Annotated in this window: 15 protein-coding genes and 1 tRNA gene; 8 read left to right on the top strand and 8 right to left on the bottom strand. The window is 68.6% G+C overall.

The genetic code is table 11. The features are described 5' to 3' along the window. Complete coding sequence (locus RCP80_RS17035) at positions 1-195, bottom strand: hypothetical protein (protein WP_308478795.1); 195 nt, start codon at positions 193-195, stop codon at positions 1-3. A gap of 30 nt (positions 196-225) precedes the next feature. Between RCP80_RS17035 and RCP80_RS17030 the strand changes: the two genes are divergently transcribed. The 5 genes from RCP80_RS17030 to RCP80_RS17010 are packed head-to-tail and all read left to right on the top strand — an operon-like array spanning position 226 to position 2,938. Continuing rightward, positions 226-1,095 carry an LLM class F420-dependent oxidoreductase gene (locus RCP80_RS17030; RefSeq protein WP_308478794.1) on the top strand — a complete coding sequence of 290 codons (870 nt, stop codon included), beginning with the start codon at positions 226-228 and terminating at the stop codon, positions 1,093-1,095. 5 nt (positions 1,096-1,100) lie between these two features. Continuing rightward, the gene (locus tag RCP80_RS17025) at positions 1,101-1,448 is read left to right on the top strand and encodes a DUF488 domain-containing protein (protein ID WP_308478793.1); all 348 of its coding nucleotides are present in this window, start codon (positions 1,101-1,103) and stop codon (positions 1,446-1,448) included. Then, positions 1,445-1,882 (top strand): hypothetical protein, encoded by a 438-nt coding sequence (locus RCP80_RS17020; RefSeq protein ID WP_308478792.1) that lies wholly within the window; start codon positions 1,445-1,447, stop codon positions 1,880-1,882. Before RCP80_RS17025 ends, RCP80_RS17020 begins: the two co-directional genes overlap by 4 nt. Positions 1,883-1,902: 20 nt before the next feature. Beyond that, positions 1,903-2,241 carry a cupin domain-containing protein gene (locus RCP80_RS17015; protein WP_308478791.1) on the top strand — a complete coding sequence of 113 codons (339 nt, stop codon included), beginning with the start codon at positions 1,903-1,905 and terminating at the stop codon, positions 2,239-2,241. A gap of 46 nt (positions 2,242-2,287) precedes the next feature. Next, positions 2,288-2,938 carry a GNAT family N-acetyltransferase gene (locus RCP80_RS17010; protein ID WP_308478790.1) on the top strand — a complete coding sequence of 217 codons (651 nt, stop codon included), beginning with the start codon at positions 2,288-2,290 and terminating at the stop codon, positions 2,936-2,938. A 13-nt stretch (positions 2,939-2,951) separates the two neighbouring features. On the opposite strand, the gene mbtN is transcribed toward RCP80_RS17010, so the two are convergent. The 7 genes from mbtN to RCP80_RS16975 form a co-directional block, all read right to left on the bottom strand. Then, positions 2,952-4,109: a mycobactin biosynthesis acyl-ACP dehydrogenase MbtN gene (mbtN, locus tag RCP80_RS17005; RefSeq protein WP_308478789.1), complete on the bottom strand. Its 1,158-nt coding sequence runs from the start codon at positions 4,107-4,109 to the stop codon at positions 2,952-2,954. After that, entirely contained in the window at positions 4,106-5,680 is a 1,575-nt protein-coding gene (mbtM, locus tag RCP80_RS17000) for a long-chain-fatty acid--ACP ligase MbtM (RefSeq protein WP_308478788.1), read from the bottom strand. The genes mbtN and mbtM overlap by 4 nt, the downstream gene beginning before the upstream one ends. Next, positions 5,677-5,937, bottom strand: coding sequence for a mycobactin biosynthesis acyl carrier protein MbtL (locus tag RCP80_RS16995; RefSeq protein WP_308478787.1), 261 nt, complete (start codon positions 5,935-5,937; stop codon positions 5,677-5,679). The genes mbtM and RCP80_RS16995 overlap by 4 nt, the downstream gene beginning before the upstream one ends. 40 nt (positions 5,938-5,977) lie before the next feature. Continuing rightward, positions 5,978-6,349, bottom strand: a complete 372-nt coding sequence (gene crcB / locus RCP80_RS16990) for a fluoride efflux transporter CrcB (RefSeq protein ID WP_308478786.1) — start codon at positions 6,347-6,349, stop codon at positions 5,978-5,980. Further along, positions 6,346-6,717 carry a fluoride efflux transporter CrcB gene (crcB, locus tag RCP80_RS16985; protein WP_308478785.1) on the bottom strand — a complete coding sequence of 124 codons (372 nt, stop codon included), beginning with the start codon at positions 6,715-6,717 and terminating at the stop codon, positions 6,346-6,348. The genes crcB (RCP80_RS16990) and crcB (RCP80_RS16985) overlap by 4 nt, the downstream gene beginning before the upstream one ends. A gap of 41 nt (positions 6,718-6,758) precedes the next feature. Then, positions 6,759-7,748, bottom strand: coding sequence for a YihY/virulence factor BrkB family protein (locus RCP80_RS16980; protein WP_308478784.1), 990 nt, complete (start codon positions 7,746-7,748; stop codon positions 6,759-6,761). Between the two features lie 65 nt (positions 7,749-7,813). Then, positions 7,814-9,229 carry an MDR family MFS transporter gene (locus RCP80_RS16975; protein ID WP_308478783.1) on the bottom strand — a complete coding sequence of 472 codons (1,416 nt, stop codon included), beginning with the start codon at positions 9,227-9,229 and terminating at the stop codon, positions 7,814-7,816. Positions 9,230-9,318: 89 nt separating this feature from the next. Between RCP80_RS16975 and pgm the strand changes: the two genes are divergently transcribed. The 3 genes from pgm to RCP80_RS16960 all read left to right on the top strand — a co-directional run bounded on the left by pgm (position 9,319) and on the right by RCP80_RS16960 (position 12,358). Further along, the gene (pgm, locus tag RCP80_RS16970) at positions 9,319-10,977 is read left to right on the top strand and encodes a phosphoglucomutase (alpha-D-glucose-1,6-bisphosphate-dependent) (RefSeq protein WP_308478782.1); all 1,659 of its coding nucleotides are present in this window, start codon (positions 9,319-9,321) and stop codon (positions 10,975-10,977) included. After that, a complete protein-coding gene (locus RCP80_RS16965) occupies positions 10,974-12,230 on the top strand; it encodes an MFS transporter (RefSeq protein ID WP_308478781.1) in 1,257 nt (418 codons plus the stop codon). The genes pgm and RCP80_RS16965 overlap by 4 nt, the downstream gene beginning before the upstream one ends. Before the next feature lie 55 nt (positions 12,231-12,285). Continuing rightward, positions 12,286-12,358 (top strand) — tRNA-Ala (locus RCP80_RS16960). The last annotated feature ends 2 nt before the right edge of the window (positions 12,359-12,360 follow it).

The following is a 12,360-nucleotide window of genomic DNA, read 5'->3' as shown; positions in this document are numbered from 1 at the left end:
TCAGTCCAGATTGCTGCCACGGTCGCCGATGAACTCGGACACCGCCGCGGCGCTGGAGGTGAGCCGGTCGACCTCCTCGCCGCCGTCGCAGGTGAACAGGCCGACGGTGACACCGTCTGCCCCGCGGCGCAACACCCGCCACACCGCTCCGGCGTCCTCCCACCGTTGCAGGACCGCAACCGGATCGTCGCTCATAGCGATGATTTTGCCTGACATGATCGGCGCATGGACGTCGGCCTGCACGCACTGGGCATCGGCACGGGCGCGGAGCGCACCGTGATCGACGCGGTGGCCGGCGCGGCGGACCGCGCGGGATTCGCCACGTTGTGGGCCAGCGAACGCGTCGTGGCGGTGGGCGAACGGGCCTCCCGCTACCCCTATTCCGACGACGGGGTGGACCCGGTGGCCGCCGACACCGATTGGCTGGACCCGTTCATCACGCTGAGTTTCGCGGCCGCCGCGACCACTCGCATCGGCTTGGCGACCGGTGTCCTGGTGTTGCCCGAACACAACCCGGTGGTGGTCGCCAAGCAGGCCGCCTCCCTGGACAAACTCTCCGGCGGCCGCGTCGCGCTCGGCGTGGGGATGGGGTGGGCCAAGGAGGAATTCGACGCGCTCGGAGTCCCGTTCGAGGGGCGTGCGGCGCGGACCGCGGAATACGTGCGGGCGTTGCGGGCGCTGTGGCGCTACGACGTGGCCTCGTTCCAGGGTGAGTACGTCGCGTTCGAGGACGTCCGGGTCAACCCGAAGCCGCGCAACCGCACGCTGCCGGTGGTGCTGGGCGGCAACAGCGACGCCGCGCTGCGGCACGCCGCGGCGTGGGCGGATGGCTGGTACGGATTCAGCCTGCCCGATGTGGAGGACGCCGCGTTGGCCGCGTCGACGCTGCGCCGGTTGGCGCGGGCCGCCGGCCGCGAGCCCGGTGACCTCCGGTTGGCGGTGTCCCTGCGCGCACCGATGCCGGGGGACGCCCGCCGGCTGGCCGATGCCGGGATCGACGAACTGGTGTTGGTGTCCTGCCCGCCGCGCGACCCCATCGAGGCCGAGGCGTGGGTCGGCGAGTTGGCCCGGCAGTGGATCGGCGTGCTCAACTGACATCGGTGCGAGCAGCGCGGGTATACGAGGCACCGCAACCCGGTGAGGGGTTGCGAGTGTTGGTGGACAGGCTGTGGCCGCGAGGGATCCGCAAGGAGGACCCCCGAGTGGGCCGCTGGTGCCAGGAAGTGGCCCCGTCGACCGAGCTGCGACACTGGTACGACCACGATCCGGGGAAGTTCGACGAGTTCAGCGCGCGTTATCGCGACGAACTGGCGCACGGCGCGGCGGCCGAGGCCCTCGAAGAACTCCATGCGTTGGCCAAACAGGGACCTTTAACCCTGGTAACGGCGACCAAAGACCTCAATCTCAGCCAGGCGTTCGTGTTGACTCGGGTACTGGAGGAAACATGAACGCTGGTGGATCCGCCGCTGCGGCAGCGGTTTTCGTCTGGTTGGGGATGGTGCTGGCGATCTCCTTCCTCGAAGCCCCGTTGAAGTTTCGGGCGCCGGGGGTGACGTTGCCCATCGGTCTCGGCATCGGCCGCTTGGTATTTCGCGCGCTCAACGGATGTGAGGCGGTGCTCGCGGCAGTCGTGGTGGTGGCCATGGTCGTGGCTCCGCCGTCGACGGCCGCGATCGTCGCCTTCGCGGCCGCGTCGGCTGCGCTGATCATTCAACTCGCGGCGGTTCGGCCCGCGTTGGTGCGCCGGTCCAACACCGTGCTGGCGGGCGGTTCCGGTGGGGCCGTGCGGTCTCGCTCCCGTGTTCACTACGCTTATGTCGTGCTGGAGGCGGTCAAGGTGATAGCCCTGCTGACGACCGGAATCCTGCTGCTTACATCCTGACCGCGGAAAGAGGAGTGACGGTGGAATCAATATCGCTGAATTCGGTCGCTGATGCGCAACTGGAGGCCGCCCGGAGCGCGCGCGCCGGGCGCTCGGCGCACACCGTGCGAGGTGGCCACGAGCATTCCCTGCGTGAGACGGTGATCGCCCTGCTGGCCGGCCAGGAACTGGCCGAGCACGAGAGCCCGGGCGAGGCGACCCTGCAGGTGCTGCGCGGCAAGGTGCGACTGCTGGCCGGCGACGAGTCGTGTGAGTGCGCGACGGGCGACTTCGTGGTGATTCCGCCGGTGCGGCATTCGCTGGAGGCGGTAGAGGATTCGGCTGTCCTGCTGACGGTGCTGACAGGGAAGAAGGCCTAAGGTAGGCAAACCTAGCCTCTCCTCGCTCCGGTAGGCTCAGCGCTCGATGACTGAGTCAGTTCCGCGGCTGGTTACGCCCAACGGATTGCCCACCGTTTCCTCGGCAGCGCTTCCCGTGCTACCCCGGGAATTGACCGAGATTCCCGACGAGGTGCGCGAGGTACCGCCGCCGGCGACGCCGGTGATCGGCGAGCCCTACGCGATCCGGGTGGCCGATCCGGTGGCTGATGCCGCGATGATTTCGGAGTGGATGAACCGTCCGCACCTGGCCGAGGCCTGGGAGTACGACTGGCCCGAGGAGCGCTGGCGCGGGTACCTGCGCGCGCAGCTTGCCGGCACCTACTCCCGGCCCCTGGTGTGCGCGCGGCACGGTGCGGACCTCGGCTATATCGAGGTGTATCGGGCCGCCCAGGATTCGATCGCCCCGCGCTATGACGCCGACCCCCACGACCTGGGTCTGCACGCCGCCATCGCCGACCTTCGGATTGTCAACCGCGGGTTCGGTCCACTGCTGCTTCCGCGGCTCACCAAGAGCCTGTTCGAACTCGAACCGCAGTGCCGCAGAATCATGTTCGACCCGGATCACCGCAACTCCGGTGCCCGGCGCCTGTGCGAGTTCGCCGGCTGTGAGTTCCTCGGTGAGCACGAGATGGCCAACCGGCGCATGGCGCTGTACGCGCTGCACCGGCCGGCTTGATCGGACGGGGCGGTCAGCCGCCGATCAACTCGGCGTAGCCGTCGTGGTCGGGACGCATGGCCGCGGCCACCAGTTCCCACAGCACCTCGTCGGTGCCGCCGCCTACCCGGGCCAGCTTCATGTCCCGCCACCACTGGCCCAGCGGTGTCTCATCGACCAGGTAACCGGATCCGCCGAAGATGTGCATGCATTCGGACACCACCTCTTCGCCGAGTCGGGCCGCGGTCACCTTCACCGCGGCGGCCGCGCGCAGGTCGAGCTTGCCGGATGCGGCAATACCGTTGAGGCCGTGCCGAAGTAGATCGACCCGGGCCTGCATGTCGGCCATCCGCAGCCGCAACGCCTGGTGTTCGAACAGCGTCGAGCCGAACTGGCTGCGGTTGACCATCCGGGCGTGCGTGATGCCCAACACGCGCTGGCATGAGGAAGCCACCTGGCCGGCGATCGACATTCGTTCGTGGGCCAGCCCCCACGAGATGGCGGCCAGTCCGGTGCCGGCCCGGGCGATCAACGCGTCCTCGGGGACCCAGGTGTCGATGTGCACCGCGGCGGTGTCCAACGGACCCGCGCCCACCTTGCGGTAGGGCTTCTGGACCTCGGTCTGCGCGACAGGAACCGCGATCAGCAGCACATTGCCGTGCCGGCTGCTCTGGTCGTGGTCGATGCCGCGCCCCACCACCAGAATGTGGTCGGCGATGGGGGACAGCGATACGAATTTCTTTGTGCCGCGGATCTCGAAACCACCTCGGGCCGAACGCACCTCGGTCTCACAGATCTGCAGGTCGGAGCCGCCGGATTCCTCGGACGCGCCGATGCAGAGCACGGTCTCACCGCGGATGGCCTGCTCGCAGATGTCCTTCAGGTAGTCGGACTTGCCGAACCGTCGCAGGGTGGCGATCGCGGAGTCGTGCAGGCTGACCCCGACGCCGATCCCGGCCGAGCCCAACCGCCCGAGCTGATACGCCAACTCGAGTAGCTTGCCGACGTGCGGTTGCGGGCCGTCGCCCCACTTGCCGGTGAAAACGCCGGTCGATCCCAGATATTCGATCAGTGCGCGGGGAAAGCGTTCGGAGGCTTCGGCTTCGGCGGTCCAGGCCACCACGCGTTCGTCGAAGACCTCGTCGAGTAGCCGCCGGTAGTCGTCGACCGTGAGTTCGACCGTAGCCGTCATGCCCGTACCGCCTCCAGATTGTTTTTGACTTCGAGGCGCCGCAGCTTGCCCGACGAGGTTCGGGGCAGCGAGCCGGGCGTCAGGAAAATGACATCGGCGGGCACCACGCCACATTCGGAGGCCACCCGCGAGATGAGCTCGCTGCGGGCGCCGTCGGCATCAGGGCCACGGAACTCGGCCGCGATCACCAACCCCGGTCGGGGCGCACCGTCTTCGGTGCCGACGGCCACCACGGCGCCCTCGCGGACGCCGCGCACCTGTGCCGCGACGCGCTCGATTTCGGTGGGAAAGACGTTGCGGCCGGCCACCGTGATGAGTTCTTTGGCGCGTCCGCAGACCACGAGTCCGCCGTCGGTGAGATAGCCGATATCGCCGGTCTTGAACCATTCCCCGGGGGCCAGGCTGCCGGTACCGAGGTATCCCGACATCATCGAGGTGCCGCGGATCTCCACCTCGCCGATCTCCTTGCCGGTGTCGGCCGAGTGCTCGTCGGAGGCCGCGATCCGCAGTTCCATGCCCGGGATCGGATTGCCCAGCACAGCGTGCTTATGCACGGATTCCGTTGCCGGATCCCACAGTTCGTCGGCATGCAGGCCCCGGCCGGGGACCGGTGCGCTGACCGCGCAGGTCGCCTCGGCCAAACCATAGGACGGCGCAGCGGCACCTGGATCGAGACCGAACCGACTCAACTCGGAGAGGAAGCGACTGAATCCTTCACAATCGATCGGTTCGCCGCCGTTTATCGCGAACCGCAACGCCGACAGGTCGACGTCGGGTACCCGCCGGGCGTACTTGCCGATCACGTTGTAGGCGAAATTCGGTGCGGCAGTGAGGCTCGCCCGGCTCTGCGCGAGCCAGCTCAGCCAACGGAACGGGGAGGCCGAGAACGCCGCGGTGGGCGCCAACCACAGTTCGCTGCCGCTGAGCGCGCCGCTGAGCAGGAACGTCAGGCCCATGTCGTGGTACAGCGGCAGCCACGAACACCCCACGTCGACGGCACCGTCGACCCCGATGTGTTGCAGCAGTCCACTGACGTTGTGGAACACCGCGTCGGGGGAGAGCACGGCGGTGCGCGGCGTGCCCGTGGACCCCGCGGTGCCCTGCAACACGGCGACCCCGTCGTCGGGAACCGGTGTGAACGTGGTGGAGCGTTGGGGGTGGCCCACTTCCGGAAGGTCGAGCAGTGTCACCGGGGCCCCGGCGTCCTGCAGCAAGGTCAGGTTGGGACCCGCGGAGAGTACGGTGGCCACGCCGATGCCCTGGAACCGATTGAGGGTGGCCAGCGCCCACTGCGCCGGATCGGCGCCGCGGATCGGTGACGGCAGAATGGATATCGCGCGCCCGGCCAGCCAGGCGCCCTGCAGACCCGCGACGAACTCGACCGTCACCTCGCCGACCAAGCCCACGGCGCCGGCCGGGCCGGCGCCGATGCGGGTGGCCACATTCTCGGCGCGCGCGTGCACCTCGGCCCACGGGTGGCGGACCCATTCGCCGCTTTCGCGGTCGAGAACCACCAGGTCCTTGTTCGACTCCGTCATCGCCCGCGTCAGCGCGGACGTCAACACGTTCACTTGGCGGCGGGAACCTTGGCCAGGATGGCCGCCTCGAGGTCCCCGACGGTCTCGCAGCTCAGCAGGTCTTCTTCGGTGAGGGCGGCGCCGAGTTTGTCCTCGATGGCGACCATGCCGACCGCGAACGCCACCGAATCCAGCCCGACATCGTCGACCAGTCGCGAATCACGCGTGATACGGCTGATGTCGACGCTGAGATCGTCGCGCAGGATCTCTTCGAGTGCCGCGCTGACCGCTTCCGGGTGAGACGTTTCCATGGCGTGCGACGCTACACGGCCGGGTAAGCCTAGGCTAGGCTTACCCCCTGCATAGGGCCGCGATCGACTGTCCCAGCCAGGCCGCCAGGATCCCCAGGGTGAGGCTCACCACGATGTTGGCGATGGCCATCCGGTACCGGCGGTGCTCGGCGAGTTGCTGCGTCTGAAACATCCAGGTGGAGAACGTCGTATACGCACCCGCGAACGCGGTCCCGGCGAACAGCGCCGCCTGCGGTCCCAGCGCCAGCCCGGCCAGGAAACCCAGCAGCAGCGCGCCGCTCAGGTTGACCGCCAGCGTGCCGTACGAAAACGTGCGGGCGATGCGGCGCGTCACCGCGCTGTCCACCAAGAACCGGGCCACCGAGCCGACACCGCCGATCACCGCGACCGCAAGCCACACCAGGATGCTCACCGGCGCCCCAGGGCGATCGCGAGGTAGACCGCGGCGAGTCCGGCCGCGACACTGGTCGCGGTGTAGCCGAACGCCAGGCCGTAATGCTGGTGTTCGAGCATCCGCAGCGTTTCCACCTGCATCGTGGAGAACGTCGTCAACCCGCCGCAGAAACCGGTGCCGAGCAGGGCTCGGCCGTAGCCGGCCGCGGGCAACCGGGTGCTGATGCACCCGAGCAGGAACGCGCCGATGATGTTCACCACGAACGTCGCCCACGGCCACCGGGCCGGGTCGTGCACCGCGAACTCGGCCAGGGCCGCGCGGGCCACCGTGCCGATTGCGCCGCCCACGAACACCGCCGCCAGTACGCGTTTATCGTGACCGAACACGAGGCAAAGTATGACCGTAAGCCGAACGCCTTTGCCGATGTTCAGCGCACGGTCGCGCGGGCAGTCCTTCCGAGACGCCAGGGCTGACGCTCGTGCGGCCACATTTTTTCGATCGCTGCGTTGACCTCGGCTCCGAGTAGCACGGCCAGTGCCGTGAGATACAGCCAGAGGACTACCGCGATCGGCACCGCGACCTGGCTGTAGGCCGCGTCGTCCTGCACGCTGAATTCGAGGTAGGCACGCAGGCCCGCGGCTGCCGTGAGCCACAACGCCATCGCGAGCAGCGCCCCGGGCAGGTCGCGCCGCCACGGCGTATGCCAGGGGACTCCGAGGTGATAGATGGTGGCGAGCCCGACGAGGACCAGCACGGCCACGGCCGGCCAGAACAACAGTTCGAGGACTTGTAGCGTGGCGGCGGCCGCCGCCTCGGGGACCGACCATTCGATGATGCGCGGACCCAGGACCAGTGGCGGCAGCAGCGCCACCGCGCCGAGCAGACCAGCGACGGTCAAGCCGAGCGCTAGGAGGCGCCGTGGCCCGAGTGGCCGCGGACCGACGCCGTAGGCGATCGCGATGGTCTCCAAGAGCCGATGCATGGCTCGGGAGCCGGTCCACACACTCAACAGAATGCCGATCGAGATCACGCTGCCCCGCCGTTGAGCCAGCATGTTCTCGACCATCTGGTGGTAGGCGTGGTAGGTCTGTTCCGAGAGGAACGTCTCGGGGATCTCGAGCACCAGCTGGCGCAGGCCTTCGGTGCCCTCGGGGCCCAGGGCATCGGCGATGTACCCCAACGATCCGAGGATTGCCAGCAGTAACGCGGGCAGCGAGATCAGCGAGAATAGCGCGACCTCCGCGGCCAAGCCGGGCACGCGGTCCGCGCTGGCGCCACGGAGCGTACGCAGGCTCAGCCGCCATGCTTGGCGCACCGGTCGCGGTGCCCGGTTGAATGCCCGCATGGCGCGCCGCAATAGGACCATCGGTAGCAAGTTGAAGCGGGCCGCCAGACGCGTCCACCATCGCGTCCACATGGGTCGAGCCTAGGAGCATCAACACCTCTCGCGGTCGCTGGGGACCGACGATCACCGTCGTGACACTAGGTTGCGGATTGCGCCTCAGCCGCGGCGTGGCTGGGAAACCGGCGCGGCACGATGACCAGGATCGCCGCGGTGAGCAGGCCGGCCAGCAGCAACCCCACGAAGACGGCGTGGGTAGCCGAATGCATTGCCACGGCCGCCGGCTGGTCGCTCTGACGTCGCAGCACGGTATTGGCGACCGCGCCGAACCCGGCCGCACCCACGCTCTGCCCGAGGAACCGGGAGAACATCAGCCCGCCGGTGATGGTGCCGCGCTGGTCCCACCCCACGGTGTTCTGCAGACCCACGATCAACGGCGAGAACAACCAGCCCATGCCGGCGCCCATCAGCGCCGTGCACGCCACCGGCTGCCACACCGGGGCGCCCGGGCCCAGCATCGCGAACCCGGCCGCAGCGCCGACGGCGGCAAAGGCACCCAACAGCGCGGTGTTGCGGAAACCGATCCGCAGATAGATGCGCGCGGAGATGCCCGAGGCCAGCGGCCAGGTGATGCTCATGGTGGCCAACACGAATCCGGCCGCGATGGGAGACAGTCCCAGCACGGTCTGTCCCCAGTTGGGAAGGTAGACCGACAGGCCGATCACGATGGTCCCGGCGGTGGCGGTGGCCGCCAACGAAGCCGCCGTGTGGCGACTGGTCAACAGCCACGGCGGCAGTATCGGCTCGGCCGCGCGGCGCTCGACGAGGATCAGGGCGGCGCCGGCGAGCGCGCCGATGGTGAAGACGGCGATGCTGGCCGGCGATCCCCAAGCCCAGGTGGTTCCGCCCTGCAGCAGTCCGAGGATCAGCATTCCCGCCGAGACGAGTACCAGGATCGCGCCCAGGTAGTCGATGTGATGACGGCGGCGGACGACGTCGTCGTGCAGATCGCGCACGATCAGGAACAGCGCGAAGATGCCGATCGGAATGTTCACCAGGAAGATCCAGCGCCACGACAGGTACTGGGCGAACAGGCCGCCGAGCGCCGGCGCGATCACGGCCGAGATTCCCCAGACGCTGGCCAGGTAGCCCTGGATCCGGCCGCGTTCTGCCACGGTGTAGATGTCGCCGGCCACGGTCTGCACCGTGCTGCCGATCGCGCCCGCCCCGATGCCCTGAACGGCGCGGAATGCGATCAGCGACACCATGTTCCACGCTCCGGCCGACAACGCCGATCCGATCAGGAACACCACCACCCCGACCACCAGGATCGGCTTGCGGCCGTAGAGATCGGTGAGTTTGCCGTAGATCGGGATCGTCACGGTCTGGGCGAGCAGATAGACCGAGAACACCCAGCCCACCTGGTCGAAGCCGCCCAAATCACCGACCACCTGGGGGACGGCGGTCGCCAGGATGGTGGTGTCCATGGCAACCAGGGCCATCGTGAGGATCAACGCGATCAGCACTGCGGTGCGCGGGTCGTGTCGTAACTTCATCGACTGGTCACCCCGCACTCGCTCGTCATGGCGACCAGTCTGGTGCCGGAACCGCCGTCTCGGCGAATCCGCAGGGCACAATTGCTGGCATGGCCGCCCATCCTCGCGCCGGGCAACCGGCGCAACCTGAAGACCTGATCGACCTGGCGCACTTGGTGACCGCCTACTACCGCGTGGCGCCCGACCCCGAGGACATCGCCCAGCAGGTGGCGTTCGGCACCTCCGGGCATCGGGGATCCAGCCTGGACGGTGCGTTCAACGAGGCGCACATCCTGGCCACCACGCAGGCGATCGTCGAATACCGTGCCGCGCAGGGCACTACCGGGCCGCTGTTCCTCGGGCGGGACACCCATGGGCTGTCCGAACCGGCGTGGACGACCGCACTGGAGGTGCTGGCCGCCAACGACGTCGTCGCGATGATCGACTCGGCCGACAGATACACCCCGACCCCCGCGATCAGTCACGCCATCCTGACGTTCAATCGCGGCCGCGATTCCGGCAGGCCCGCCGCGCGCGCTGATGGCATCGTCGTCACCCCGTCGCACAACCCGCCGCGCGACGGCGGCTTCAAATACAACCCACCGAACGGCGGGCCCGCCGACACCGACGCCACCACCGCAATTGCCAAGCGGGCCAACGAAATTCTGCGCGACGGTCTGCGCGACGTGAAACGCATCCCGGTGGCACGCGCGCGGGACAGCGCGCAGCGTCACGACTACCTCGACGCCTACGTCGCCGACCTGCCCAACGTCGTCAACCTGCACGCCATCCGCGCCGAGGGGGTCCGGATCGGTGCCGATCCCATGGGCGGGGCCAGCGTTGACTACTGGGGTGCGATCGCCGAACGGCACCAACTCGACCTCACGGTGGTCAACCCGCTGGTGGACGCCACCTGGCGGTTCATGACGTTGGACACCGACGGCAAGATCCGGATGGACTGCAGCTCACCGAACGCGATGGCCTCGTTGATCCGCACCCTCGACGGCGGCAACGCCGACTACCAGATCGCGACCGGCAACGACGCGGACTCCGACCGGCACGGCATCGTCACCCCCGACGGCGGCCTGATGAACCCGAACCACTACCTGGCCGTCGCCATCGACTACCTGTTCACCCACCGGCCCGACTGGCCCGGCGCGGTCGCCGTGGGCAAGACCGCGGTCAGCAGTTCGATCATCGACCGGGTGGTCGCCGGGATGGGCCGAGATCTGGTGGAGGTGCCCGTCGGGTTCAAGTGGTTCGTCGACGGGTTGATGAGCGGGGCCATCGGCTTCGGCGGGGAGGAGTCGGCGGGCGCGTCGTTCCTGCGCACGGACGGCTCGGTGTGGACCACGGACAAGGACGGCATCATCCTGGCGCTGCTGGCCGCCGAGATCGTGGCGGTCACCGGCGAGACGCCGTCGCAGCGCTACGGCGAACTCGCGGAGCGCTACGGCGCCCCGACCTACGCGCGTCTCGACGCGCCGGCCGACCGGGAGCAGAAGGCGCGGCTGGCCCAGCTCTCGGCCGAACAGGTCAGTGCCACCGAGCTGGCGGGCGAGCCGATCACCGCCAAGCTCACCCGGGCCCCCGGCAATGGGGCCCCGTTGGGTGGGTTGAAGGTCACCACCGAGAACGCCTGGTTTGCTGCCCGCCCGTCGGGCACCGAGGACGTCTACAAGATCTACGCCGAATCATTCCGGGGTCCGGAGCATCTGGCGGAGGTGCAGGCTGCCGCCCGCGACGTGGTGAATACAGTCATTGCGTGAGTTCAGTAGCTGAGGGCCGGCCGTCCAAGCCCAAGCTGCCGTCCGAAGTATGGGTGCTGATCGCGTCCAACGCCGTGATCGCGCTGGGCTACGGGGTGGTCGCGCCGGTGCTGCCCGAATACGCGCGGCACTTCGGGGTGTCGATCAGCGCCGCGACGTTCGTCATCACCGCGTTCGCGCTCATGCGGCTGCTGTTTGCGCCCGCGGCCGGGATGCTGGTGCAGCGCTTGGGCGAGCGGCGCATCTACGTCGGCGGATTGCTGATCGTGGCCGTGTCCACCGGCGCGTGCGCGTTTGCCCAGTCGTATTGGCAGCTGCTGCTGTTCCGGTCGATCGGCGGTATCGGATCGACGATGTTCTTCATCTCGGCGTTGGGGTTGATGATCCGGATCAGTCCGGAGAATGCCCGCGGCCGGGTGGCCGGCATGTTCTCCTCGGCGTTTCTGGTGGGCTCGGTCGGCGGGCCGGTGCTGGGGGCGCTGACCGCCGGGCTGGGCCTCTCGGCGCCGTTCCTGATCTACGGCGGTGCGCTGATGGTGGCCGCCGCCGTGGTGTTCATCAGCCTGCGGCATTCGTCACTGGCGGCGCCGGCCCCGGCGACCGAGGCGCCCGTGCGGCTGCGCGACGTGTTGCCCAACCGGGCGTACCGGGCGGCGTTGCTGTCGAACTTCGCCACCGGTTGGTCGGCGTTCGGTCTGCGCATCGCACTGGTGCCGCTGTTCGTCGTCGAGGTGCTGGGCCAGGGCGTGGGTGTGGCGGGCCTGGCGCTGGCGACCTTCGCGATCGGCAACGTGGCCGCGGTGATCCCCAGCGGCCATCTGTCCGACCGGGTCGGGCGCCGCATCCTGCTGATCATCGGCCTGGCCGCCGCCGGTGTGGCGACCGCGATCGTGGGCTTCACCGATGACCTGTCGCTGTTCCTGGTCAGTGCGCTGCTGGCCGGGGCGGCGACCGGGATGTTCTCCTCGCCGCAGCAGGCCGCCGTGGCCGACATCATCGGCAACAAGGCGCGCGGCGGTACGGCCGTGGCCACCTTCCAGATGATGGCCGACCTGGGTTCGATCGTGGGCTCGACCCTGGTGGGCCTGATCGCCCAGCATCTGTCGTTCTCGTGGTCGTTCCTCATCAGCGGCGCCATCCTGGTGCTGGCCTCGTTCGGGTGGATGCTGGCCCAGGAAACGCGTCCGCGGTCGTCGCATGAGCACACCTCGGCGCGTCCACTGGGTCCAGAGGTCTCCGGCGAGGTTCCCTGAGCAGCGGTTTTGAGGCGGATGGGGTTGTGGTGTAACTTCGATGAGCACGACTTGAGGGGCTATGGCGCAGTTGGTAGCGCACCACACTGGCAGTGTGGGGGTCAGGGGTTCGAATCCCCTTAGCTCCACG

This window comes from Mycolicibacterium sp. MU0053, assembly GCF_963378095.1.
In the GTDB taxonomy this organism is placed as follows: domain Bacteria; phylum Actinomycetota; class Actinomycetes; order Mycobacteriales; family Mycobacteriaceae; genus Mycobacterium; species Mycobacterium burgundiense.
Note: the sequence above shows the minus strand (reverse complement) of the source record. Positions and strands in the feature narration are given on the sequence as shown.

Bases quoted from the DNA above. Each gene is read 5' to 3' on its own strand.
- RCP80_RS16975 (WP_308478783.1), bottom strand. From the start codon at position 9,229: ATGAAGTTACGACACGACCCGCGCACCGCAGTGCTGATCGCGTTGATC.
- mbtN (WP_308478789.1), bottom strand. From the start codon at position 4,109: ATGACGGCTACGGTCGAACTCACGGTCGACGACTACCGGCGGCTACTC.
- RCP80_RS17020 (WP_308478792.1), top strand. From the start codon at position 1,445: ATGAACGCTGGTGGATCCGCCGCTGCGGCAGCGGTTTTCGTCTGGTTG.
- RCP80_RS17035 (WP_308478795.1), bottom strand. From the start codon at position 195: ATGAGCGACGATCCGGTTGCGGTCCTGCAACGGTGGGAGGACGCCGGA.
- RCP80_RS17030 (WP_308478794.1), top strand. From the start codon at position 226: ATGGACGTCGGCCTGCACGCACTGGGCATCGGCACGGGCGCGGAGCGC.
- RCP80_RS17010 (WP_308478790.1), top strand. From the start codon at position 2,288: ATGACTGAGTCAGTTCCGCGGCTGGTTACGCCCAACGGATTGCCCACC.
- RCP80_RS16980 (WP_308478784.1), bottom strand. From the start codon at position 7,748: ATGTGGACGCGATGGTGGACGCGTCTGGCGGCCCGCTTCAACTTGCTA.
- pgm (WP_308478782.1), top strand. From the start codon at position 9,319: ATGGCCGCCCATCCTCGCGCCGGGCAACCGGCGCAACCTGAAGACCTG.
- RCP80_RS16995 (WP_308478787.1), bottom strand. From the start codon at position 5,937: ATGGAAACGTCTCACCCGGAAGCGGTCAGCGCGGCACTCGAAGAGATC.